The 22,575-nt window shown below is 61.7% G+C and carries 22 protein-coding genes; 17 read left to right on the top strand and 5 right to left on the bottom strand.

Annotation, left to right across the window (positions count from 1 at the left end; genetic code table 11):
- The first annotated feature begins 394 nt into the window (after window positions 1-394).
- The 7 genes from E5678_RS22145 (at window position 395) to E5678_RS22115 (ending at window position 8,359) form a co-directional block, all read left to right on the top strand.
- Window positions 395-1,426: an ABC transporter substrate-binding protein gene (locus E5678_RS22145; protein WP_136180542.1), complete on the top strand. Its 1,032-nt coding sequence runs from the start codon at window positions 395-397 to the stop codon at window positions 1,424-1,426.
- 70 nt (window positions 1,427-1,496) lie between these two features.
- Window positions 1,497-2,330, top strand: a complete 834-nt coding sequence (locus tag E5678_RS22140) for an ABC transporter ATP-binding protein (protein WP_136180541.1) — start codon at window positions 1,497-1,499, stop codon at window positions 2,328-2,330.
- Between the two features lie 121 nt (window positions 2,331-2,451).
- Entirely contained in the window at window positions 2,452-3,216 is a 765-nt protein-coding gene (locus E5678_RS22135; protein WP_136180540.1) for an ABC transporter permease, read from the top strand.
- A 142-nt stretch (window positions 3,217-3,358) separates the two neighbouring features.
- Entirely contained in the window at window positions 3,359-3,838 is a 480-nt protein-coding gene (locus E5678_RS22130) for a nucleoside deaminase (protein ID WP_136180539.1), read from the top strand.
- Complete coding sequence (locus tag E5678_RS22125) at window positions 3,835-4,665, top strand: urease accessory protein UreD (protein WP_136180538.1); 831 nt, start codon at window positions 3,835-3,837, stop codon at window positions 4,663-4,665. The genes E5678_RS22130 and E5678_RS22125 overlap by 4 nt, the downstream gene beginning before the upstream one ends.
- 304 nt (window positions 4,666-4,969) lie before the next feature.
- Window positions 4,970-6,655: a response regulator gene (locus tag E5678_RS22120; protein WP_136180537.1), complete on the top strand. Its 1,686-nt coding sequence runs from the start codon at window positions 4,970-4,972 to the stop codon at window positions 6,653-6,655.
- Window positions 6,656-6,673: 18 nt separating this feature from the next.
- Window positions 6,674-8,359, top strand: a complete 1,686-nt coding sequence (locus tag E5678_RS22115; protein WP_136180536.1) for a response regulator — start codon at window positions 6,674-6,676, stop codon at window positions 8,357-8,359.
- Window positions 8,360-8,414: 55 nt separating this feature from the next.
- Here E5678_RS22115 and urtE read toward each other — a convergent pair whose 3' ends face one another.
- The 5 genes from urtE to urtA all read right to left on the bottom strand — a co-directional run bounded on the left by urtE (window position 8,415) and on the right by urtA (window position 15,273).
- The gene (gene urtE, locus E5678_RS22110; protein ID WP_136180535.1) at window positions 8,415-9,113 is read right to left on the bottom strand and encodes an urea ABC transporter ATP-binding subunit UrtE; all 699 of its coding nucleotides are present in this window, start codon (window positions 9,111-9,113) and stop codon (window positions 8,415-8,417) included.
- A gap of 725 nt (window positions 9,114-9,838) precedes the next feature.
- Window positions 9,839-10,714 carry an urea ABC transporter ATP-binding protein UrtD gene (gene urtD, locus E5678_RS22105; protein WP_136180534.1) on the bottom strand — a complete coding sequence of 292 codons (876 nt, stop codon included), beginning with the start codon at window positions 10,712-10,714 and terminating at the stop codon, window positions 9,839-9,841.
- A complete protein-coding gene (urtC, locus tag E5678_RS22100; protein ID WP_136180533.1) occupies window positions 10,711-12,012 on the bottom strand; it encodes an urea ABC transporter permease subunit UrtC in 1,302 nt (433 codons plus the stop codon). The genes urtD and urtC overlap by 4 nt, the downstream gene beginning before the upstream one ends.
- 178 nt (window positions 12,013-12,190) lie before the next feature.
- Window positions 12,191-13,798, bottom strand: a complete 1,608-nt coding sequence (gene urtB / locus E5678_RS22095) for an urea ABC transporter permease subunit UrtB (RefSeq protein ID WP_136180532.1) — start codon at window positions 13,796-13,798, stop codon at window positions 12,191-12,193.
- Window positions 13,799-14,010: 212 nt separating this feature from the next.
- The gene (urtA, locus tag E5678_RS22090; RefSeq protein WP_136180919.1) at window positions 14,011-15,273 is read right to left on the bottom strand and encodes an urea ABC transporter substrate-binding protein; all 1,263 of its coding nucleotides are present in this window, start codon (window positions 15,271-15,273) and stop codon (window positions 14,011-14,013) included.
- 465 nt (window positions 15,274-15,738) lie between these two features.
- Here urtA and E5678_RS22085 point away from each other — a divergent pair, with 465 nt between their 5' ends.
- The 10 genes from E5678_RS22085 (at window position 15,739) to E5678_RS22040 (ending at window position 22,236) form a co-directional block, all read left to right on the top strand.
- Window positions 15,739-16,062: a metalloregulator ArsR/SmtB family transcription factor gene (locus E5678_RS22085; protein WP_136180918.1), complete on the top strand. Its 324-nt coding sequence runs from the start codon at window positions 15,739-15,741 to the stop codon at window positions 16,060-16,062.
- Window positions 16,063-16,079: 17 nt separating this feature from the next.
- Complete coding sequence (locus E5678_RS22080; protein WP_136180531.1) at window positions 16,080-16,556, top strand: ArsI/CadI family heavy metal resistance metalloenzyme; 477 nt, start codon at window positions 16,080-16,082, stop codon at window positions 16,554-16,556.
- Window positions 16,557-16,568: 12 nt separating this feature from the next.
- Window positions 16,569-17,078: an arsenate reductase ArsC gene (locus E5678_RS22075; protein WP_136180530.1), complete on the top strand. Its 510-nt coding sequence runs from the start codon at window positions 16,569-16,571 to the stop codon at window positions 17,076-17,078.
- Between the two features lie 119 nt (window positions 17,079-17,197).
- Window positions 17,198-18,211 (top strand): ACR3 family arsenite efflux transporter, encoded by a 1,014-nt coding sequence (gene arsB / locus E5678_RS22070; RefSeq protein ID WP_136180529.1) that lies wholly within the window; start codon window positions 17,198-17,200, stop codon window positions 18,209-18,211.
- 61 nt (window positions 18,212-18,272) lie between these two features.
- Window positions 18,273-18,815, top strand: coding sequence for a sigma-70 family RNA polymerase sigma factor (locus tag E5678_RS22065; RefSeq protein ID WP_136180528.1), 543 nt, complete (start codon window positions 18,273-18,275; stop codon window positions 18,813-18,815).
- Window positions 18,816-18,915: 100 nt separating this feature from the next.
- The gene (locus E5678_RS22060; RefSeq protein WP_136180527.1) at window positions 18,916-19,965 is read left to right on the top strand and encodes a permease; all 1,050 of its coding nucleotides are present in this window, start codon (window positions 18,916-18,918) and stop codon (window positions 19,963-19,965) included.
- 212 nt (window positions 19,966-20,177) lie between these two features.
- Window positions 20,178-20,426: a thioredoxin family protein gene (locus E5678_RS22055; protein WP_210732083.1), complete on the top strand. Its 249-nt coding sequence runs from the start codon at window positions 20,178-20,180 to the stop codon at window positions 20,424-20,426.
- An 18-nt stretch (window positions 20,427-20,444) separates the two neighbouring features.
- Window positions 20,445-20,843 carry a rhodanese-like domain-containing protein gene (locus tag E5678_RS22050; RefSeq protein WP_136180526.1) on the top strand — a complete coding sequence of 133 codons (399 nt, stop codon included), beginning with the start codon at window positions 20,445-20,447 and terminating at the stop codon, window positions 20,841-20,843.
- 72 nt (window positions 20,844-20,915) lie between these two features.
- Window positions 20,916-21,344, top strand: a complete 429-nt coding sequence (locus E5678_RS22045; protein WP_136180525.1) for an OsmC family protein — start codon at window positions 20,916-20,918, stop codon at window positions 21,342-21,344.
- Window positions 21,337-22,236 (top strand): cation diffusion facilitator family transporter, encoded by a 900-nt coding sequence (locus E5678_RS22040; protein WP_136180524.1) that lies wholly within the window; start codon window positions 21,337-21,339, stop codon window positions 22,234-22,236. Before E5678_RS22045 ends, E5678_RS22040 begins: the two co-directional genes overlap by 8 nt.
- The last annotated feature ends 339 nt before the right edge of the window (window positions 22,237-22,575 follow it).

Below are 22,575 nucleotides of genomic sequence, written 5' to 3'. Positions count from 1 at the left end.
AAGCCAAAGCCACAGCGGTAGACCGCACTTGAAACGGGGGCATTTCACCAGCCTCCCGCACCAGGTCAGGCAGGCCCAAGGACGCGGAAGCACCAGGATCGATGGCGCAGACAAAGTTGAAAGGGTGGCGGGCAGCACCCATGCGGCGTCCAAAACAGTGCATCCGGAATCCATCTTTGCACCACTTCAGGGCGAACCAGGGACGCCATCCCCGCTTGGGGCAGACGCCCCGGGCCGGCTGGGCCTGGATTCAGAGAATTGATCGATTCAAGTCCCGATTGCGGGTGGGACGGGCATTGGCACCAATTTTGCGAACACCAAGCTTGCACAAGCCATGCAAGGTGGGCTCAGCCAGAGCCCTTGTCAGCCCCCTTCCCTGTTTCCAGGAGTCTTCATGATCCAGCGCCCAGTCCTCAAAACCATCGCGGCACTCGCCGCTGCCGCCGCCTTGGGCAGCGCCCATGCCGAGACCGCCATCAAGTTCCAGCTGGACTGGCGTTTCGAAGGCCCGGCCGCTCTGTTCCTGCAACCCGTCGCCAAGGGCTACTTCAAGGCCGCGGACCTGGATGTGACGGTCGATTCGGGCAATGGCTCGGGCGGCACGGTCACCCGTGTGGCCTCGGGCTCCTACGACATGGGCTTTGCCGACATGGCCGCCCTGATGGAATTCCACGCCAACAACCCGGACGCGCCCAACAAACCGGTGGCCGTGATGATGGTCTACAACAACACGCCAGCCGCCGTGCTCGCGCTGAAGAAAAGCGGCATCTCCAAACCCGCCGACCTGAACGGCAAAAAATTTGGCGCCCCAGTTTTTGACGCTGGCCGAAAGGCTTTCCCGATCTTCCAGAAAGCCAACAAAATCGAGAACGTGACCTGGACCTCGATGGACCCAGCGCTGCGCGAAACCATGCTGGTGCGCGGTGACATCGACGCCATCACCGGCTTCGGTTTCACCTCGTTGCTCAACCTGGAAGCCCGCGGCGTCAAGGCAGCCGACGTGGTCATGATGCCGTACGCCGATTACGGTGTGAAGCTCTATGGCAACGCCATCATCGCCAGCCCCAAGCTGATCAAGGAGAACCCGGCCGCCGTCAAAGCCTTCCTGGTCGCCTTCGCCAAAGGGGCCAAAGACGTGATGGCCAACCCAGCCGCCGGCATCGAAACAGTGAAAGCCCGCGACGGCATCGTCAATGCAGCGCTGGAAACCCGCCGGCTGCAGCTGGCCATCGACACGGTGATCGCCACGCCCGACGCCCGACGCGAAGGATTTGGCCAAGTGACCCCGGGCCGCCTGGCGCTGATGGCCTCGCAGGTTTCAGACGCCTACAACACCAAAGCACGCATCGACCCCACGGTGATCTGGGACGGATCCATGCTGCCCACCGCCGCCCAGCTCAACGTGCTGCCACCGGCGAAAAAGTAAACAGCCCGTGCCTCAGGCCCCAGGCCAGCCCCCTCCTGTGGCGGCTGGCCTTTTTTCAGGACATCGCAGCATGAACCCTTCCGAAAACTCCGCCGCAGCGCCCCCATTTGTCGACTTTCAAGACGTCTGGCTGGCGTACAACGACGACTTGCTGGCAAAGAACACCTTTGCGGTCGAAGGCATCAACCTGCAAGTCCGCAAGGGGGAGTTCATCGCCATCGTCGGCCCCTCGGGTTGCGGAAAATCGACCTTCATGAAGCTCACCACCGGGCTGAAGATGCCCAGCATGGGCAGGATCGTCATCGACGGCGCCCCTGTCACCGGGCCGCTGAAAATTTCCGGCATGGCCTTCCAGGCGCCCTCGCTGCTGCCCTGGCGCACCACGCTCGACAACGTGCTGCTGCCCCTGGAAATTGTGGAGCCCTACCGCAACCAGTTCAAGGACCGCAAGCAGGAATTCGCCGAACGCGCCAGCCGGCTGCTGGAAAGCGTGGGTCTGGGCGGTATGGAAAAGAAATTCCCCTGGGAGCTGTCGGGCGGCATGCAGCAGCGCGCCAGCATCTGCCGCGCCCTCATCCACGAGCCCAAGATGCTGCTGCTCGACGAACCCTTCGGCGCTCTGGACGCCTTCACGCGCGAAGAGCTGTGGTGCACGCTGCGCGATCTGTGGGAAGCGCAACGCTTCAACGTCATCCTGGTGACCCACGACCTGCGCGAGTCGGTGTTTCTGGCCGACACCGTGTACTGCATGAGCAAAAGCCCAGGCCGCTTTGTGGTGCAACGCGACATCCCCTTTGAGCGCACGCGCGATCTGGAGATCACCTACACCCGCGAATTCAGCGACATCGTGCACGACCTGCGCGGCCACATCAGCGGGCAGCGAACACCCCCGCGCCAGCCCTGAGGGCTGTCACCCCCTCAAGGGGGCAATGCCTGTGGCCCGGCAGAGCCGGTTCCACGGTATTCCGGGGTGGGACGAATCACACACCCAACCACGTCATCGAATACACACGGGAACACATGCCATGAACTACAAACAAATGGAGCGCTGGTCGCCGCTGATTCTGCTGGTGGTTATCGTCGTCATCTGGGAAATCATCACCCGCGCCTTTGAGGTCTCTGAATTCATCTTTCCCAGTCCGTCGCGCATCTGGGAGCAGACCATGGAGTTCAAGTTCATCATCCTGGGCCATGCCTGGCGCACCTTCTGGGTGACCATGGCGGGCTTTGGCATCGCCATCGTGGTCGGCGTGCTGGGTGGTTTTCTGATCGGCAGCTCGCGCCTGGCCTACGCAGCCATCTATCCGCTGATGACCGCGTTCAATGCTTTGCCCAAAGCGGCCTTTGTGCCCATTCTGGTGGTGTGGTTCGGCATTGGTGCAGGGCCGGCCATCCTGACCGCCTTCCTGATCAGCTTCTTCCCCATCATGGTCAACATCGCCACCGGCCTGGCCACGATGGAGCCCGAGCTGGAAGACGTGTTGCGTGTGCTCGGCGCCAAGCGCTGGGATGTGCTGACCAAGGTGGGCCTGCCCCGCTCCATGCCCTACTTCTTCGGCTCGCTCAAGGTCGCCATCACACTGGCTTTTGTGGGCACCACCGTGTCGGAGATGACCGCCTCGAATGAAGGCATTGGCTACCTGCTGATCTCGGCAGGTAGCTCGATGCAGATGGGCCTGGCCTTCAGCGGCCTGCTGGTGGTGGGCATCATGGCCATGGCCATGTACGAGCTGTTCAGCTTCATCGAGAAACACACGACCGGCTGGGCACACCGCGGTAGCCAGGGCTGACTCCCCTGCGCGCCTGACGGCGCTTCCCCCTTGAAAGGGGGACGACACCTGCGGCCCGGCGAAGCCGGTTCCACGGTGTCCCTGGAATGGGCACCCTCGCGAACGAAATGGTTCGGGTGCCGGACGCACAATAGGGACCACGATGAACAACGATCAAATCCACCGCCATCTCCAGCGGGCCAACGACGTGGCCAAACGCGCTGCCAGCATGGGACGCCACCCGTTCGGCGCCCTGCTGGTGGCACCCGATGGTGAAACCGTGCTGGCCGAGCAGGGCAACATCAACACGGTGAACCACGCGGAGTCGACGCTGGCGCGCCAGGCGGCCGACAACTGGCCCGGCGAATACCTGGCCCGCTGCACCCTGGTCACCACCTTCGAGCCCTGTGCCATGTGCACCGGCACGCTTTACTGGGCCAACATTGGCCGCCTCGTCTATGGCGCCAGCGAAGAAGCCTTGCTGGCGCTCACGGGCGATCACCAAGAAAACCCCACGCTGGCCCTGCCTTGCCGCGAGGTACTGGCGCGCGGCCAGAAATCCATCGAAGTGATCGGGCCTGTGCCTGCGCTGGAAGCCGAGTTGCTGCAACCACACCAGGGCTTCTGGGCCTCGCACCCATGAGCTGGCAAGCCCGACTCGCGCTCGACTACCAGCGCCAGCAAGGCCGCACGGTGCTGCGGCACGAGCACGACGGCCCTCTGCGCATTCTCAAGAGCCTCTACCCCGAAGGCGATGCGGTGTGCCACAACGTCATCGTTCACCCGCCGGGCGGACTGGTTGGCGGTGATGTGCTGGACATCCAGGTCAAGGTGGGTGCCGGTGCCCATGGTCTGATCAGCACACCCGGTGCCACCCGTTTTTATGCGTCCGATGACCACCCCACCACCCAGCGCGTTGCGCTGACGCTGGAACCCGGCGCGCGGCTGGAATGGTTGCCGCTCGAATCCATCGCTTACCCCGGCTGCCGTGCGCACAACCTCTGGAGCGCCAGCCTGGAAGGTGATGCCGAATTGATGGCCTGGGATGTCTGCGCGCTGGGCCTCCCCGCCGCCATGCAGGCGTTCACCACCGGCCATTTTCACCAACGCCTGGAAATCCCGGGGCTGTGGCTGGAGCAAGCCAACCTCGATGCCGAAGATCTCCAGCTGATGAACGCACCCTTGGGCCTTGCCGGGCTCCGCTGTCTGGGCACCATGGTGTTTGCCAGCGGCGTGCCGCTGAACCGGGAGCGGCGAGAACACCTGCAAGAAGCGGCGCGCAACGCCCTGCTGGAGCTGCCGGTCGACGTCCATGCCGGCACCACCAGTCCCAACCCAAACATGGTGGTGATTCGCATGCTGGCCCCCGTGGTCGAACCCCTCATGACGGGGCTGCAGCGGGTGTGGGCCGCCCTGCGCGGAGCGGCATGGAACATGGGCTCAGCACCGCCCCGCATCTGGCGCGTCTGAACCAGGGGAGCGGCCCCCAGCAGACAAAAGGGGGCCCTTTGCCCCTCAGTTCCAAGGTATGGCTGGCCTGCAACCTGGGGAAAATCGACCCACACCACCCAGGTGACATGGAACCGGTCACACGCGGTCGTGGTTTTCTCAACCTGAGCCGCCCACTGCGTTGCTCACTGCCTCAACCCCCTGGGTTGACGCCGGCGCATGGCCTCTCCTGGCAGGAAGCTCCGCTGCGCGAACGCCTGCGCTTTGCCGTCTGGACCCACACCCTTCCCTCACGCAGCCCAGGCTTCCCCTGTCCTCCACCTTCATGCCTGACGCACCATCCGAACTGCAAGCCGCCAGCGCTCTGGTGGTCGACGGGAATTCGCTCTCCCGCTCGATCATCGTTGCGCAACTGCGCAGCTTTGGTATCGGCTCGATCGGGCAATGCAGCCGCCTGCGGGAAGCCCGAAACCGGCTTGAAATTTCCTCGTTTGACGTGGTGATCTGCGAGCATGACTTTGACAACGAGGCCATTTCCGGGCAAGACCTGCTGGACGATCTCAGACGCAACCAGCTGCTACCGTTTTACACCGTCTTTGTGATGATGACGTCCAACGCCACCTACGCCAAAGTGGCAGAAGCCGCCGAGTCGGCCCTGGACGCCTACGTGGTCAAGCCCCACACAGCCATGAGCCTGGAAACCCGTATCCAGCACGCCCGAAGGCGCAAGCACGCCCTCAAAAGCATCTTCACAGCGATTGACAACGAAGACTTCGAGACCGCCACGGATCTGTGCAAAGCCCACTTCGACTCCCGAAAAGACTACTGGCTCTACGCCGCTCGCATCGGCGCCGAGTTGATGCTGCGCGTCGGCCGACTGACGGAAGCGCAAACGCTGTACGAGGCCGTAGTAGCGGCCAAGACCCTGCCCTGGGCTCGCCTGGGGGTGGCCCGTGCCCAGCTGGAAGGCGGGCAAGTCAACAACGCCACCCAGACGTTGACATCCATCATCCAGAACGACCCGGGGTTCTCGGACGCCTACGACGTCATGGGCCGAGCCCAGTTCGAACAGGGCGATTTCAACGGCGCCCTGGCCACCTTCAAAATGGCCACGCAGCTCACGCCGTCTTCGGTCAACCGCTTGCTCAAACACGGCATGATGGCCTACTACAAGGGCGACCGCGACGAAGGCGTTGAGATGCTGGAACGCGCCACGCGCATTGGCCTCGAATCCAAACTCTTTGATCCCCAGGCTCTGGTTTTGCTAGCGTTTGTCCGGTTGGAAAAGGACGATGCCAAGGGCATGGCCCAATGCCAGGTCCAGCTGTCGAGGCTGTATGAGCGAACGCCTCAAAGCGAGCGCATTCCCCGCCTGATGGAGGTGGTCAATGCGCTGGTCAACTTGCGGGCCCGCCAAACGGCCCGGGCGCTTGACGATATCCGCCACATCATGAAATCCATCCGGGAGCCGGGATTCGACTTTGAGTCTGCGAGCAACCTGCTGGCCCTCATGACCCAGCTGGCCAACCACTCCATCCAGCTGCCCGAAATGGACGCAGCGGTGGATGTTCTGGGACTGCGCTTTTGCACATCCCGCGCGATGGCCGAGCTGCTCGCCAGCGCAGCCAACGGCAACAAAGAACACGCCGACAGGATCCACGAGGCACACGCCCAGGTGCTCAAGATCACGCAGGAGGCGATGTCTGCCAGCCTCAAAGGCATTCCTCAGCGGGCCGTGGAGACCCTGCTCGCGAACGGTGCCGAAACCCTGAACGCCAAGATCATCGAATCGGCACACCTCGTGCTGCAGCGCTACGAAGAACGCATCCCTGAATTCGAAGCGCTCAGGGTCCGTGCGCAACAGCTGCGTGAGCGCTTTCGCACTGGCGCCATCCGCTCTGGCCTGGGCGATCAGGCCAATACAGGCCGAGCTGCCGGTGGCGTTTCTATCCCATCGCGCTACCAACCCAAACGCCAGGACGGCCTGCTCGCCAAAGTGCAGGCGGCCTGAAGCTCATAGAGGTATCCCATGTTTGCCAGCCACAACGAACTGCAAGACGCGCGTGCCCTCGTCATTGAAAGCCAACCACAATCGCGAGCCATCCTCGCAGGTCAGCTCAGGGAGTTCGGCATAGGCACGGTCATCCAATGCGGCCGGCTGAGCGACGCACGACTGAAACTTGAAATGGGGACCTACGACATCGTTTTGTGTGAGCAGTATTTCGATGGCGAACCACAGACCGGGCAGGAATTCCTGGACGACTTGCGCCGGGACCAATTGCTGCCTTTTCTCACCGTGTTCGTCATGGTGACGTCGGACGCTTCGTACAGCATGGTGGTCGAAGCGGCCGAGTCGGCCCTGGACGCCTTTTTGGTCAAACCCCACACGGCGGCAGGTCTGGCAGAGCGCATCAGCTACGCACGCAACCGCAAGCTGGCCTTGAAAGACATCTTTGCCGCGCTGGACGCGGAACGCCTCGACGAGGCCTATCAGCTGTGCCAGGCCCATTTCACCTCGCGCAAGCCCCACGGGCTGTATGCAGCCCGCCTTGGCGCCGAGCTCATGCTCAAAAAGGGCCGCCTCGCCGAGGCACAAGCCCTCTACGAGTCCGTGATGGCAGCCGAACCCATGCCGTGGGCCAAGCTCGGTGTAGCCCGGGCACAGCTTGATGCCGGGCAACCCCAGTACGCAGCCAACACCTTGGCCAGTCTGCTCCAGAGCGATCCCGCCTATGTCGATGCCCACGACATCATGGGGCGCGCTCAGTTTGAGCAGGCCCAGTTTCAAAACGCACTGAACAGTTTTCGCACAGCCACGCGCCTCACCCCCTCTTCGGTCAGCCGCTTGCTCAGGCACGGGATGATGGCCTACCACGCCGGCGAGCGCGAAGAAGGCGTTGAGCAGCTGGACCGCGCCAGCCGCATCGGCCTGGACTCCAAGCTGTTTGACGCGCAAGCATTGGTTTTACTGGGCTTCGCCCGCCAGGACAACAACGACGCGCGCGGCCTTTCCCGCTGCGCCGAGCAACTGGGCCACCTCCAGACCCGCCATCCGGAGAGCGAGCGCCTCCAGCGCCTGACCGATGTGATGACGGCACTCACGGCGCTTCAAACGGCGGAGACAGCCCGTGCACTTGAAGAAGTCAGGCGCATGGCCAAGATGGCCCTGGAGCCAGATTTTGATTTCGAATCCGCCGGGCATTTGCTCGCATTGATGACCCGCCTGGCGCAGCGTTCCATCCAGTTGTACGAAATGGACGCAGCGATCGACACCCTGGGATTGCGCTTCTGCACCAGCCGCGCCTTGTCTGAACTGCTGGCGTGCTTCACAGAAGGTCGAGCCGACTTTGCCAAGCGCATACGCGCAGCCCATGAAGAGGTGCTGAAAACCACCGGTGAGGCGGTCTCAAAAAGCCTGAACGGCGACGCCGGGGCCGCTGTTCGCCAACTGCTCGAAGCGGGGGAGCGCACCTGCAACGCCAAGATCATTGAAACCGCGCACCAGATTCTGGACCGCCATGCCGATGCCATCGAGCTGGCGCCCACGCTGCGCCGCACCGTTCAGACCTTGCGCGACCGCTACCGTACCACCCAGCTCCACCCAGGCTTGGGCGAGCAGGCCCACACCGGCCGCGCCGCCGGCGGCATGTCATTGCCCACCGGCTACAGGCCCCGTCGCCTCAACGGCTTGCTCGCCGCCGCAGCGACTGCCTGAAGCCGGCAGCGCCCTCTCACGCCGCGCGACCATGGGTCAGCACCAGCATGAGCGATCAGATCGCAACCAGCTGGCGCACCCCTTTGGCCTGCATTTCGCTGCCCGGTCCGCTGGCCACCACCTCACCGCGCTCCATCACCACATAGCGGTCGGCCAGCTCTTCGGCGAAGTCGTAGTACTGCTCCACCAGCACAATGGCCATGTTGCCCCGGTCAGCCAGCATGCGGATCACGCGGCCGATGTCCTTGATGATGTTGGGCTGAATGCCTTCGGTGGGCTCGTCCAGGATCAACAGCTTGGGGCCCGCTGCCAGCGCCCGCGCAATGGCCAGCTGCTGCTGCTGCCCACCTGAGAGATCGCCACCGCGCCGGTGCAGCATTTCCTTGAGCACCGGGAACAGCTCAAACAGCTCGGCTGGCACGGGGGTACCCCCCTTCTTCGTCGCCAACCCCATCTCCAGGTTTTCTTCCACCGTCAACCGCCCAAAAATCTCACGTCCCTGCGGCACATAACCCACACCCATGCGGGCACGCTCGTAGGGTGTGGCTTTGGCCATGTTGACGCCATCGAGCTCGATGCTGCCGCTCTTGATGGGCACCAGCCCCATGAGGGATTTGAGCAGGGTGGTCTTGCCCACGCCGTTGCGGCCCAACACCACGGTGACCTGGCCCAGCTCGGCTTCGAGACTGGCGTTGCGCAGGATGTGGCTGCCGCCGTAGTACTGGTTGATGTCTTTGACTTGTAGAAGGCTCATGTTCTTTTCCTCGTCATCAAGCGAATGTGATTGCGTGGCGTGCCGGGTCTCGCCCCGGCGGGCGCCTCACTTTTCTTTGCTTGCCCAAAGAAAAGTGAGCAAAAGAAAAGGCAGCCGAAGCCCGGTCCGCTGCGCGGTTCCTTGCGCTGCTCGCGTCTGGCGGGGTCGGGCTGAACTCGCTTCGCTCAAACAACGCCCGCCCTGATCCGCCAGCCGCTGCGCTGCTCAGACCGGTCACACGGCAAAGGCAGCATTCAACCCAGGGCACCGTGAAACCGGCTCCGCCAGGCCACGAGTTCTGCCCCTTAAGGGGTGGCCCGCAAAAGGTGCGGCACGGGGAGTTCCCTATTCCGCCGTCATGCGCTGGCGAGTAGCACAGGTCTGGGCGAATCCGGACGGGCATTGTTTGAGCCGCAGGCGAGTTCAGCCCGACCCCGCCCGGACCGAGCAACGCAGCGAACCCGCAGCTTAGCTGCGGGCTGCGCATCCGGCTCGCCTTTCTTTTGGGTACTTTTCTTTGGCGAAACAAAGAAAAGTACCTCGGCCGCCGGGCCGAGACCCGGCACGCCACGCAAGCGAAGGAATCCGTGGAGGACAAAACAAGTCGATCTGTCACCCGGCCGCCCGGCGCCCTGCCTGGGTCAAGCCAAGCGACTGGTCTGAGCGGGGCAGTGGCCCAGCCTTCGGGTCGCCCAGAAAACGAGCTCGACAAGACAAAGACGAAGTCAACGGCCAAGATAGACCTCAATCACCCGTTCATCCGCTTGCACTTCATCCAAAGTGCCTTCCGCCAAAACCGACCCTTCACACAACACCGTCACCTTCTCCGAAATCGTGCGGATAAAGCTCATGTCGTGCTCCACCACCATCAACGAGTGTTTGCCCTTCAGCGTCAGGAACAGCTGGGCCGTGCGCTCGGTCTCTTCGTCGGTCATGCCCGCCACAGGCTCGTCGAGCAGCAGCAGCTTGGGGTCTTGCATCAACAGCATGCCAATCTCCAGCCACTGCTTCTGGCCGTGGCTCAAATTGCCCGCCAGGCGCGCTGCGCTGTCGGCCAGGTGAATGGTCAGCAGCACTTCGCTCAGGCGGTCTTTGTCTTCGCCCGACAGCGCAAACACCATGCTGCGGCGCACGCGCTTGTCCGTGGCCAGGGCGAGCTCCAGGTTCTCAAACACGCTCAGTTGCTCAAACACCGTAGGCTTCTGGAACTTGCGGCCAATGCCCAGCGATGCAATCTCGGCTTCGCGGTAGCGCAGCAGATCGATCGTGCTGCCGAAAAACACCTGACCAGAATCGGGTTTGGTCTTGCCAGTGATGATGTCCATCATCGTGGTCTTGCCAGCGCCGTTGGGGCCGATGATGCAACGCAGTTCACCGGGTGCAATGTCCAGCGACAAGCCATTGATGGCTTTGAAACCATCGAAACTGACGTGCACATCTTCCAGATACAGAATGCGGCCGTGGGTGATGTCGACCGCGCCCGGCGTGTGCACCCTGCTGTAGCCCGCAGAGCGTCCACCCGATTCGGTCTGCCCTTGGGCGATGGCCGCGCTGGCTCTTTCGGCGCGCTGCGCGCCTTCTTCCATCAGATCTGGTGTCATGATTTAGGTCCCCCACGCTCCGCCGCTGTCGCGGGTCGCTGCCCCCCAAGGGGGCTCGTTTTTCCTTGGGGCGGCCCGGCGGAAATGCTGCCTCCCCCACGCTCCGCCGCTGTCGCGGGTCGCTGCCCCCCAAGCGGGCTCGTTTTTCCTTGGGGCGGCCCGGCGGAAAAACCACCTTCTTCTGGCTTTGAGGCCAACATCAACTTGAGCTTTTTCACCAAACCGACCACCCCATGCGGCATCCACAACGTGACCGCGATGAACAGGGCGCCCAGAAAATAAAGCCAAAACTCGGGGAAGGTCACCGTGAGCCAGCTCTTGGCGCCATTGACGATGAAGGCACCGACGATGGGGCCTACCAGGCTGGCCCGCCCGCCCACCGCCGCCCACACCGCAATTTCGATGCTCGCTGCTGTGCTCATTTCACCGGGGTTGATGATGCCCACCTGAGGCACATACAAGGCACCGGCCACACCACACATCACCGCTGAAATCGTCCAGATGGTGAGCTTGTAGGGCAGCGGGTTGTAGCCACAGAACATGACCCGGCTCTCGGCATCGCGAACCGCCTGCAGCACACGGCCAAACTTGGAATTCACCAGCCAGCGCGCCCACAGGAAAAATCCCAGCAGTGTCAGGCCCGTGATCACAAACAGCGACATGCGCATGCCTTGCGTGGCCAGCGGCATGTCCAGAATGCGTTTGAAATCGGTGAAGCCGTTGTTGCCGCCAAAGCCCGTTTCGTTTCGGAAGAACAGCAGCAGCGCCGCATACGTGAGCGCCTGCGTGATGATGGAAAAGTACACGCCCTTGATGCGCGAACGGAAGGCGAAATAGCCAAAAACAAACGCGACCAGGCCCGGCACCAGCACGATCAACAACAGCGTGGCAATGAAGCTGTCCGACAGCGCCCAATGCCAGGGCAGCTCCTTCCAGTCGAGGAACACCATGAAATCCGGCAGCTCGCTCTTGTAATTGCCGTCGGTGCCGATCTGGCGCATGAGGTACATGCCCATCACGTAGCCACCCAGCGCAAAAAACAGGCCGTGGCCCAGGCTCAAAATGCCGGTGTAGCCCCAGATCAGGTCCATGGCCAGCGCACAAATGGCGTAACACATGATCTTGCCCAGCAGTCCAACCATGTAATCGCTCAGGTGAAGCGCACTGGTCTCGGGAATCAGCAGGTTGAGCGCCGGCGCCACAGCGCACACCACCAGCAGCGCCACAATGAACGTGCTCCAGCCGGCACGGGTGAGCAATGGCCCTTTGGGGGGCAAAGATACGGATGTGGTCGTCATATGCATTTCAACGGAACCGCTGTGGCTTGTACAAGAAACGTCGAACGGGTTGTCCAGAGCCGCTCAAAAGGGGGCTCGCCAAGGACGCCACCCAGTACATGCCGTGGAACTGGTTTTGCCAGGCCACAGGCATGGCCCCCTTGAGGGGGTGACGCGCGAAGCGCGGCGCAGGGGCGGGTCATGTCTCGCGACCTTTCATGGCAAAGATGCCTTGCGGACGCTTCTGGATGAACACGATGATGAACACCAGCACCGCGATCTTGGCCAGCACGGCGCCCGCCCAGCCCTCGATCAACTTGTTCAGAATGCCCAGCCCCAGCGCGGCGTACACCGTACCGGCAAGTTGCCCCACGCCGCCGAGCACCACCACCATGAACGAGTCCACGATGTAGCTCTGGCCCAGATCGGGGCCCACGTTGCCGATCTGGCTCAGCGCGCAGCCCGCCAAACCAGCGATGCCGGAGCCCAGCGCAAACGCGTAGGTGTCAATGCGGGCGGTGTTCACGCCCATGCACGAAGCAATGGGGCGGTTCTGCGTGACACCGCGAACAAACAGGCCCAGGCGGGTGCGACCAATCAGCAGCGCCACGCCCACCAGCACCGCCACCGCAAATCCAATGATCATGATGCGGTTCCAGGGCAGCGTGAGGTTGCCCATCAAAGTCAGGCTGCCGCTCATCCAGCTTGGATTTTCCACGCCCACGTTTTGCGCGCCAAAGATGCTGCGCACACTTTGCATCAGCACCAGGCTGATGCCCCAGGTGGCAAGCAGCGTTTCCAGCGGGCGGCCGTAGAGGAATCGGATCACCGTGCGCTCCATCACCGCGCCCACCAGCGCCGAAGCCAGGAAAGCCAGCGGCACAGCGGCCAGCAAGTACCAGTCAAACAGACCCGGCAGCGAGTCGCGGAAGAACGACTGCACGAGCCAGGTGGCGTAGGCGCCAATCATGATCAGCTCGCCGTGTGCCATGTTGATCACGCCCATAAGGCCATAGGTGATCGCCAGGCCCAGTGCAGCCAGCAGCAATATGCTGCCCAGACTTACACCGGTGAACGCCTCGGCCAGCGCGCTGGAAATCGCCAGCGAGCGCTCCAGCCCCGCCAGCGAAGCTTTGAGTGCAGCCATCACCACGGCATCAGGCTCGCTCTCCATGCGCTGCATCAGCAAGGGGCGCACGATCGCTTTGCGCGCTTCGCCCAGTTTTTCCGCGGCGTCCAGGCGTTTCGCCGGGTCATCGCTCGCGAGCAGAATGGCCGCCTGCGCCAGCTCCAGCATCTGGCGCGCTTCGGCGTCCAGATCGGTGGCCAGGGCGGATTCGATCAGCGGCAGCTGGTCTGCATCGGGTTCGTCAAAGCTGCCGCGCTGCAAGATCAACGCCGCTTCGCGCTGGCGAGCCGCGTCGCCGCCCACCAGGTCCATGCCAGCCAGCGCCGTGGCGAGCGCACCGCGCATGCGGTTGTTGAGCATCGGCTCTTCGGCATACTCTGGCGCCGCCAGGGCGGCACCTGTCACGGCGTTCACAGCCGAGCCATCGGCTTGCAGGATCAACACCTGCTCGCCCTCCACACGCACCTGCTCATCGGACAACGCACGGATCAACGCAGAGGCCTGTTCATCTTTGGAGGTGGCCAGGCGGTTCAGTGCGGCGATGCGATCGCCACTGTCGCCATTGACGAGCAGGAGCGCGTCGGCCGGGCTCAGCGCATGGGCCTGCGACGCGCTGAACGTCAACCAGCACACGCACAGCAGCAATCGGTTCAACCAGGAAGGGGATGTGGGCCGCATGGGTCCGTCTTTCAATTCGGTGTGGCAGGGCAGCCAGGTTCAAAGCCGGGCCGGGTGCTGCGAAACGGGAACCATTTTTCGCTTCTGTCGCGTCTGTCGCTTCTTGGACTTCTGCCTTCAACTTGTTCTTGCTCTTGTTTTTGTTCCCGTCGATGGCCTGATCCAAAGAACAGACCCGCCCCAGCAAAAGGGCGGGTCTGTCGGTCAGCTCATTACTTCATCATGGGCACGTTTTTCTTGCCCTTGTTTTCGGCGATGTAGTCGCTCCATGGATCGGCGACCACGGGGCCTGGCGTCTTCCACACCACGTTGAACTGGCCGTCGGCCTTCACTTCACCAATGAACACAGGCTTGTGCAGGTGGTGGTTTTCTTTGTCCATGGTGGACACGAAACCGCCCGGTGCCTTGAACGTCTGGCCGGCCATGGCAGCGATCACCTTGTCGGTGTCGGTGCTTTTGGCCTTCTCCACCGCTTGCGCCCACATGTGGATGCCAATGTAGGTGGCCTCCATCGGATCGTTGGTCAGTGGCTTGTCTTTGTGGCCGGGGATGTTCTTGGCCTTGGCGTAATCGCTCCACTGCTTGATGAAGGCGGTATTGGTCGGGTTCTTGATCGACATGAAGTAGTTCCATGCGGCCAGGTGGCCCACCAGCGGCTTGGTGTCTACACCGCGCAGCTCCTCTTCGCCCACCGAGAAAGCCACTACCGGCACATCGGTCGCCTTCAGCCCCTGGTTGCCCAGCTCTTTGTAGAAGGGCACGTTGGAGTCACCGTTGATGGTGGAAACCACAGCGGTCTTCTTGCCTTCAGCCGCGAACTTCTTGATGTTGGCGATGATGGTCTGGTAATCGGAATGGCCGAAGGGGGTGTATTCCTCCATGATGTCCGCATCGGCAACGCCCTTGGCCTTCAGGAAGGCGCGCAGGATCTTGTTGGTGGTGCGGGGGTACACGTAGTCGGTGCCCAGCAACACAAAGCGCTTGGCCGAGCCGCCGTCTTTGCTCATCAGGTATTCCACCGCAGGAATGGCCTGCTGGTTGGGCGCCGCGCCGGTGTAGAACACATTCTTGGAGAGCTCTTCGCCCTCGTACTGCACAGGGTAGAACAACAAGGCGTTCTTTTCTTCAAACACCGGCAACACCGACTTGCGGCTCACAGAAGTCCAGCAACCAAAGGTCACGGCCACTTTGTCGTTGTCGATCAGCTGTTTGGCTTTTTCAGCGAACAGGGGCCAGTTGGACGCTGGGTCAACCACCACAGCTTCGAGCTGCTTGCCCATCACGCCGCCCTTGGCGTTGATTTCAGCAATGGTCATCAAGGCCACATCTTTGAGCACCGTCTCGGAAATGGCCATCGTGCCCGACAGGCTGTGCAGCACCCCGACCTTGATCGTGTCTGCTGCGTGGGCCGAAAGGCCGAAAGCGCCCAGGGCGGTGGCGACCGAAAGGGCTTTGAGGGTGAATCGTCGTTGCATCTTCATCATGGTGGCTTCTCCAGTTGTCCAGAACATTCAGTTGAGGGAGGGGTGAGACAGGTTTCCCACTGCGCCACCACCAGCCTCACTTGGCGGGCGGTTCACAGCGAACAACTGGATGCTAGGGAAGACCCTTGGCCGCGTCTGTACGCCGGGTGGCGTATGCGGGGTCTCGACGCAACATCGGCTGGATCGCCCACGCGTTCTGATCAGATCGATCAGCGGCGCAGAACGACTGAGGGCGCCACGCAACTTTGGATGCGCACAGCCTGGAGGACCAACTTCGGTCCAAAGCGGCTGGTGAATGTCCACCGACTTGGGAGCGCTCGCCAAAGTTTCAGGTTCTGCATACGCCCTTGACGGGAATGACGATGAGTGACGCGACCCCTTTCGCCAGGGACGAGCCCTTGTGCATTCGCGACAGACGGCAAGGCAACAATTCAATATTCGATGTATTATTCACTTATGCAAGAAATTGAAGTTGTTCGCTCGTTGGCCGCATTGGCGCAGGAAGTCCGCCTCAGGATCTTTCGCGCATTGGTGGTGGCAGGTGTTGAAGGCCTCACGCCTGGCTCACTCACTGAGCAGCTGAGTGTGGCGCCCAACAGGCTTTCATTCCATCTCAAAGAGCTCGTTCATGCGGGGCTGATCAGCCAGGAGCGCCAGGGGCGCCATCTGATCTACCGCGCCTCATTCGCGTCCATGAACGAACTGCTGAGCTACCTCACCGAGAACTGCTGCCAAGGGGCTGAGTGTCTGTCGCCAGCGGCTGTCTCCTGCGACTGCTGAACCGAAAGGAAACCACTGTGAAGAGATTCCACGTTCATATCCATGTTGACGATCTGTCCCAGAGTGTCGCCTTCTATTCACGGCTCTTTGCCGCCGAGCCCGCGCGCGTCGAGGTGGACTACGCCAAGTGGATGCTGGACGATCCTCGCGTGAACTTCGCGATCTCGACCCGAGGACACAAGCCCGGGCTCGATCACCTGGGCTTCCAGGTAGACGAAGCTGACGAGCTGGTCGATCTGAAGGCCCGCGCTGAATCCGCCGACAGGGCCTTGCTCGACGAGGGCGCCACCACCTGTTGTTATGCCCGCAGCGAGAAGCATTGGGTCACCGACCCGCAAGGCATCGCCTGGGAGCATTTCCACACCTTGGGCAGCATCCCGGTCTTCAACGAAGTGGTCCAGGCGGCTGAAGCAAGCGCCTGCTGCTCACCATCAACCACCGAGTCCTCTGCGGCGCAGGGCGCGGCCACCTCAACCCAACCCTCCTGCTGTTAAGGACCTCAAATCATGACTGCCACGACCACTGCACCCTTGAACGTTTTGTTCCTCTGCACGCACAACTCTGCTCGCAGCATCCTGGCCGAGGCGTTGTTGAATGCCATGGGCGGAGACCGCTTCAAGGCGTATTCGGCCGGCAGCAGCCCCCGCGAAAATCAGCAGCCCCACCCCATGGGTCTGCAGGTACTCGAATCGGCGGGCTTCAGCACCGAGGGACTGCGCAGCAAAAACTGGGACGAATTCGCGGCACCCGGCGCGCCCCACATGGACCTGATCATCACAGTCTGCGACAACGCCGCAGGCGAAGTGTGTCCGGTATGGCCGGGGCATCCTGCTACGGCCCACTGGGGTTACCCCGATCCGTCAGAAGGCAACGCTTCTGATGAGCAAAAGCTGGATGCCTTTCGCAACACGCTGCACATGATGAAGCGCCGCCTCGAGCTTCTGATCAACCTGCCTGCCAGCAAACTCGGCAAGGCGGTCCTGCAAGGGGCCGCTCGCGACCTGGCTTCGAATTGAACGGGTGGCACAAGCGGCCTGTCTGAAGCCGCAGCCAAGCCCAAGGCGGGCACGGCCTTGAGCATCTTCGAGTGCAGCCTCCCCTGTGGGAGACATTTTTTTTCAATCAGGTGGGTCGTATGGGTTTGTTTGAACGGTATCTGACGGTATGGGTGGCTTTGGGTATCGCCGCCGGGGTGGGCCTGGGTCTGGTGATGCCGGGTGTGTTCCAGACGGTGGCTTCGCTTGAAGTCGCGCAGGTCAACCTGGTCGTCGCGGTCTTCATCTGGGTGATGATTTATCCGATGATGATCCAGATCGACTGGCACGCGGTGAAGAACGTGGGCCAGAAGCCCCAAGGCCTGTTGCTCACGCTGGTCATCAACTGGCTCATCAAACCCTTCACCATGGCCGCGCTGGGCGTCCTGTTTTTTCAGCATGTTTTCGCGGCCTGGGTAGACCCCCAGATGGCCAGCGAATACATCGCTGGCATGATCCTGCTGGGCGTGGCGCCTTGCACGGCCATGGTCTTTGTGTGGAGCCAGCTCGTCAAAGGCGATGCCAACTACACCTTGGTCCAGGTCTCGGTGAACGACCTCATCATGGTGGTCGCCTTTGCCCCAATCGCAGCCTTTTTGCTGGGCGTGACCAATGTGACCGTGCCTTGGCAAACGCTGGTGCTTTCGACCGTGCTCTACGTGGTGTTGCCTTTGCTGGCAGGCATGGCCACCCGCCAGATATTGCTCAAACAGTCTCCCGGTGCGCTCAGCCACTTTGTTGCGCGACTCAAGCCCTGGTCGGTGGTGGGATTGATTGCGACCGTCGTCTTGCTGTTTGGCTTTCAGGCCCGCACCATCGTCGATCAGCCTTTCGTGATTGCGCTGATCGCCGTCCCCCTGATTCTTCAGACCTATGGCATCTTCTTCATTGGCTGGTGGGGCGCCAAGCTGCTCAAGCTGCCGCACGACATTGCCGGGCCCGCCTGCTTGATCGGCACGTCCAATTTCTTCGAGCTGGCCGTGGCGGTGGCCATTTCGTTGTTTGGCCTGAATTCCGGTGCGGCATTGGCCACCGTGGTGGGCGTGCTGGTCGAAGTGCCCGTCATGCTCTCGCTGGTGGCCATGATCAACGCCTGGCGCCCCAAAGCCGCATGAACGCCGCACCGGGTCGATCCCGAGCGAGCTTGCACCGCAATGCGGGGCACGAAGGTACGCCATGAACTGTCTGGACATCGCCTGGAAAAACCATGCCCCCGAGCTGCGATCGTGGCTGCGCCGTCGGCTGAGTCAACCCCAGGACGTGGACGACATGATGCAGGACTTGTTCATGAAGGCTTTGCGTCAGGGTGGCAAGTTTTGCGATGTTCACAATGCCAGGGCCTGGCTCTTTGAAGTGGCCCGCAACGCGCTGGCCGACCGTTTGAAGCTCAGACGCGAAATGGTGGAATTGCCTGACGATTTGCCTGCCGTTTTTTCAGAGGAGGCGCCAGTGGACATGCTCACGGCCTGCCTCCCGCGGGTTCTGTCAGAGCTCAAGGATTCAGACCGCGAAGCCATCGTGCTGTGCGACCTGGGCGGCATGCCGCAGGCAGACTATGCGGCCCAAATCGGCCTCAAGCTGAGTGCTGCAAAGTCTCGCCTCCAACGTGCGCGCCAACGCCTTCAAGAGCGCATGACCGTCGCCTGTCAGGTGCAAGTCGATCAAACCGGCCATATCGAGGGTTTTGTTCCGCGCCCGCCGCTTGATCAGCCAGGGTGAGCGCTGAGAGGCCTGGGGACTGACCACGAGAGGTGCTGAAAGCGCCAAAAAAATTTCCAAAAAAGGTGCGTCTTTTGCATGTGAGTTCGTCTTCACTGACATGAACGCACAAACCCTTTCCCTCAAAGCGTGGCCCAGTCGCCAGCCAGCGGCCTTCCTCGTGCTCGCAGCCGTGCTCTGGTTCGCGCTCTACCAGACCCTGAATCCAGCCTCGGAAGCCTTGGTCTCCCTGTTGCCCGTCGCGCGCGACAGCCATCTGGGCAGTGCCCTGCAGTTCTTTTTCTACGACACACCCAAGGTGCTGCTGCTGCTCACCGGCGTGGTGTTTGTCATGGGCATGGTGAACACCTTTTTCACCCCCGAGCGCACCCGCGCATTGCTGGCCGGGCGAACGCACGGCGTGGCCAACATCATGGCCTCGGCGTTGGGGGTGGTCACGCCCTTTTGCTCCTGCTCATCGGTGCCGCTGTTCATCGGCTTTGTGCAAGCCCGTGTGCCATTGGGCGTGACCTTCTCATTTCTCGTCACGGCGCCAATGGTGGACACGGTGGCACTGACCATCCTGTTTTCGCTCTTTGGCTGGAAAATCGCCGCGCTGTATCTGGGCTTTGGCATGGCGCTGGGCGTTGTGGCTGGCCTGGTCATTGGCGCGCTCAAACAAGAGCAGTACCTGGAAGACTGGGTGCGTGAAATGCCCGAGGTGTCGGCCGATGTGGATCTGCAGCAGCTGACGCTGGCCGACCGCATCGCCGCTGGCATGGCCTCGGTGCGCGAGATTGTCGGCAAGGTCTGGCCCTATGTGCTGGGAGGCATCGCGGTGGGCGCGGGCATCCACGGCTTCCTGCCACAGGAATTTCTCGCCTCTTTCATGGGCAAGGACGCGGCCTGGTGGTCACTGCCGATGGCGGTGTTGATGGGGGTGCCCATGTACGCCAATACCGCAGGCATCCTGCCGGTGATCGAAGCGTTGACCGCCAAGGGCGCGGCCATGGGCACGGCGCTGGCCTTCATGATGAGCGTGGTTGCGTTGTCGCTGCCTGAAATGATCATCCTGCGCAAGGTGCTCAAGCTTCGGCTGATCGCCACCTTCGTTGGCATCGTGACCGCCGGCATCCTCACGGTGGGCTTCATTTTCAACACGATCCTGTGACCTTCATCCGCATGAACAACAACCGCTGCCGCACGGATCAGACCCTGCACACGCAGCGAAGGTGGGCTTCCGGCCGAATGCTTCAGGCGCGCACGCCCTGGTTGGTGAGACTGAGGCCAACCTCATCGACCCCGAAATCGCGCGAGTGAACCCCCATTCCCCACATGACCCCGTCATTTCGCTTCATCTCAACTCAACCCAAGGAATTCATCATGGACATCAAAGTACTCGGCACCGGCTGCACCAACTGCAAAAACACCATCGCGCTGATCGACCAGGTGGCGAAGGCCAAGGGCGTGACGGTCAAGCTGGAAAAGGTTGAAGAACTGCGCGACATCATGGGCTATGGCGTGATGAGCACTCCTGGCGTCGTGATCGACGGCAAGGTGGTTCACGCGGGCGGTGTGCCCAGTCGCGACAAAGTGGAAAGCTGGCTCGGCGCCCAAGCACAAGCGAACTGAGACATTCAAGGAGCCCCCATGCTTGAAGAAGCCAAAGAAGTCTGCCCCACCACCACCCGCCGCCTGCTGGGCGAGGGTGCCACCCTGCTGGACGTGCGCGAACCCTCAGAGGTCGCCGCATTCGCGTTCGACGTTCCGGGCGTGATCAACATTCCCCTATCGAAGCTGGAACAGCGTTGGGCCGAGGTGCCCAGCGACCGCCCAGTCGTGCTGGTCTGCGACACCGGTGCACGCAGCCTCAAGGCGACCTATTTCCTGCAGTTTCACGGCCATACCAACGTCAGCAACCTGGGCGGTGGTATCGTGAAATGGTGTGTCAAAGGCTTTCCCGTGAAGGGGCAACGAGCAGCCGGCAGTGACGCCACAGGATGCTGTGCGCCAAGCGCGGACACCACTTCAACCTCCTGCTGCGGCTGAAACGACTGCGACTGCGCTACCTTTGCCAGGGCCTCAAGGCCGGTTTTCTGAGAATTCAACCAATGAGTCGCAATGACTGACGAACAAAAGCTGAAATTTCATGTCGAGTCGGTGCGGCTTGATGCCCACGCCAGCCGTTCCACTTGCAAACAGGCGCAGATCAGGCTGGACACCGATCTGTCGGGGAGCGCCGACGCTTTCAACCCGGCGGAACTGCTGCTGGCGGCCCTTTCAGCCTGCATGCTCAAGGGCATCGAACGGGTGACGCCCATCCTCAAGTTTGAATTGCGTGGCGTTGAGGTCAAGGTTGATGGTGTTCGGCAGGATGTGCCGCCCAAAATGGAATCCATCCGCTACACGATCATGGTAGATACCGATGAGAGTGATCAACGCTTGAATCTGCTGCACGAGAACGTCAAGAAATACGGCACGGTTTTCAACACCGTCGCCCCCGGAACCGATCTGCAAGGTATTCTGATTCGCAAAGCTGCGCATGGCTGAACACGACCACGCACACGCCCCGGCCAATTTCAATCAGGCGTTTGCCTGGGGCATCGCGCTCAACCTCGCGTTCGTTGCCATTGAAGCCATCTACGGCTGGAAGGTCAACTCGCTCGCGCTGCTCGCCGATGCGGGTCACAACTTGAGCGATGTCGCAGGCCTGGTTTTGGCGTGGGGTGGAGCGCTCGCTGGAAAGCTGAAACCAAATGCCCGGCACACCTACGGCTGGAAACGCGGATCGATTCTTGCCGCTTTTGCCAACGCACTGATCCTGCTCATCGCCATCGGCGCCCTGGTGTGGGAGGCCATTGGACGGCTGAACTCACCGGAGGCGCAGGTTGCCGAGCAAGGCGTGACGATCATGGTCGTCGCAGGCATTGGCATTGTGGTCAACACCGCAACGGCCTTGCTCTTCATGCGGGGGCGAGAAAAAGACCTCAACATCCGCGGCGCGTTTTTGCACATGGCTGCCGATGCCCTGGTGTCCGCCGGGGTCGTTGTGGCTGGCGCACTGACGCTGTGGATGCAGTGGGCCTGGTTGGATCCCGTGGTGAGTATCCTCATCGGCGTGGTGATTCTGATCAGCACCTGGGGCCTGTTCAAACAATCCCTGCACTTGCTGTTTGATGGCGTGCCGGACAGCGTTGATCCCCTGGCTGTGAAGCGCTTTTTCGAAACCCTGCCGGGAGTCGAGCAGGCCCATGACTTGCACATCTGGGCGACAGGAACCTCCCAAATTGCACTCACCGCTCACCTGGTCATGCCAGATGGTCATCCGGGAGATGCGTTCCTCTCAATGGCCACTGAGAGGTTGCACGACCAGTTTGACATCACCCATGTGACGATCCAGGTGACTCAACGGCCCTTTGAGACGGCCTGTACCAGCTGGTGATTCGGTGAGTCTCTTGGAACGCTACCGATTGACATTGAAAGCGGCACCAATCAAGAGGGTCACAACCAGAGCGCGCGATCACCTCAATACCGCTGAAGGGCTGCTTCAGCACGGCCTTGAGCAATGGTACAAACGCCTGCACTTGGCCGGTAGCAGGCTCGCGCGACCGGCGCATCTCGACCCGTTGCAATCCTCCGCCACGCCGACCTGAGCGTCTGCTGCGCAGCGATTGCCGTCGGTGGCGGCCGGGAACTGGGTTCACGGTGCCTGGTACGAAGCAGTCATCGGCATACCCAGCAATGGGGCAGTTTCGATGACCGGAATCGTGGAGGCTGCAGT

Source organism: Hydrogenophaga sp. PAMC20947, from assembly GCF_004795855.1.
GTDB lineage: Bacteria > Pseudomonadota > Gammaproteobacteria > Burkholderiales > Burkholderiaceae_C > Hydrogenophaga.
The sequence above is the reverse complement of the archived record's forward strand: the minus strand, read 5'-3'. Positions and strand labels throughout refer to the sequence as shown.

Coding starts and splice junctions, on each gene's coding strand:
- E5678_RS22145 (WP_136180542.1), top strand. CDS start 395: ATGATCCAGCGCCCAGTCCTCAAAACCATCGCGGCACTCGCCGCTGCC.
- E5678_RS22140 (WP_136180541.1), top strand. CDS start 1,497: ATGAACCCTTCCGAAAACTCCGCCGCAGCGCCCCCATTTGTCGACTTT.
- E5678_RS22135 (WP_136180540.1), top strand. CDS start 2,452: ATGAACTACAAACAAATGGAGCGCTGGTCGCCGCTGATTCTGCTGGTG.
- E5678_RS22130 (WP_136180539.1), top strand. CDS start 3,359: ATGAACAACGATCAAATCCACCGCCATCTCCAGCGGGCCAACGACGTG.
- E5678_RS22125 (WP_136180538.1), top strand. CDS start 3,835: ATGAGCTGGCAAGCCCGACTCGCGCTCGACTACCAGCGCCAGCAAGGC.
- E5678_RS22120 (WP_136180537.1), top strand. CDS start 4,970: ATGCCTGACGCACCATCCGAACTGCAAGCCGCCAGCGCTCTGGTGGTC.
- E5678_RS22115 (WP_136180536.1), top strand. CDS start 6,674: ATGTTTGCCAGCCACAACGAACTGCAAGACGCGCGTGCCCTCGTCATT.
- urtE (WP_136180535.1), bottom strand. CDS start 9,113: ATGAGCCTTCTACAAGTCAAAGACATCAACCAGTACTACGGCGGCAGC.
- urtD (WP_136180534.1), bottom strand. CDS start 10,714: ATGACACCAGATCTGATGGAAGAAGGCGCGCAGCGCGCCGAAAGAGCC.
- urtC (WP_136180533.1), bottom strand. CDS start 12,012: ATGACGACCACATCCGTATCTTTGCCCCCCAAAGGGCCATTGCTCACC.
- urtB (WP_136180532.1), bottom strand. CDS start 13,798: ATGCGGCCCACATCCCCTTCCTGGTTGAACCGATTGCTGCTGTGCGTG.
- urtA (WP_136180919.1), bottom strand. CDS start 15,273: ATGCAACGACGATTCACCCTCAAAGCCCTTTCGGTCGCCACCGCCCTG.
- E5678_RS22085 (WP_136180918.1), top strand. CDS start 15,739: ATGCAAGAAATTGAAGTTGTTCGCTCGTTGGCCGCATTGGCGCAGGAA.
- E5678_RS22075 (WP_136180530.1), top strand. CDS start 16,569: ATGACTGCCACGACCACTGCACCCTTGAACGTTTTGTTCCTCTGCACG.
- arsB (WP_136180529.1), top strand. CDS start 17,198: ATGGGTTTGTTTGAACGGTATCTGACGGTATGGGTGGCTTTGGGTATC.
- E5678_RS22065 (WP_136180528.1), top strand. CDS start 18,273: ATGAACTGTCTGGACATCGCCTGGAAAAACCATGCCCCCGAGCTGCGA.
- E5678_RS22060 (WP_136180527.1), top strand. CDS start 18,916: ATGAACGCACAAACCCTTTCCCTCAAAGCGTGGCCCAGTCGCCAGCCA.
- E5678_RS22055 (WP_210732083.1), top strand. CDS start 20,178: ATGGACATCAAAGTACTCGGCACCGGCTGCACCAACTGCAAAAACACC.
- E5678_RS22050 (WP_136180526.1), top strand. CDS start 20,445: ATGCTTGAAGAAGCCAAAGAAGTCTGCCCCACCACCACCCGCCGCCTG.
- E5678_RS22045 (WP_136180525.1), top strand. CDS start 20,916: ATGACTGACGAACAAAAGCTGAAATTTCATGTCGAGTCGGTGCGGCTT.
- E5678_RS22040 (WP_136180524.1), top strand. CDS start 21,337: ATGGCTGAACACGACCACGCACACGCCCCGGCCAATTTCAATCAGGCG.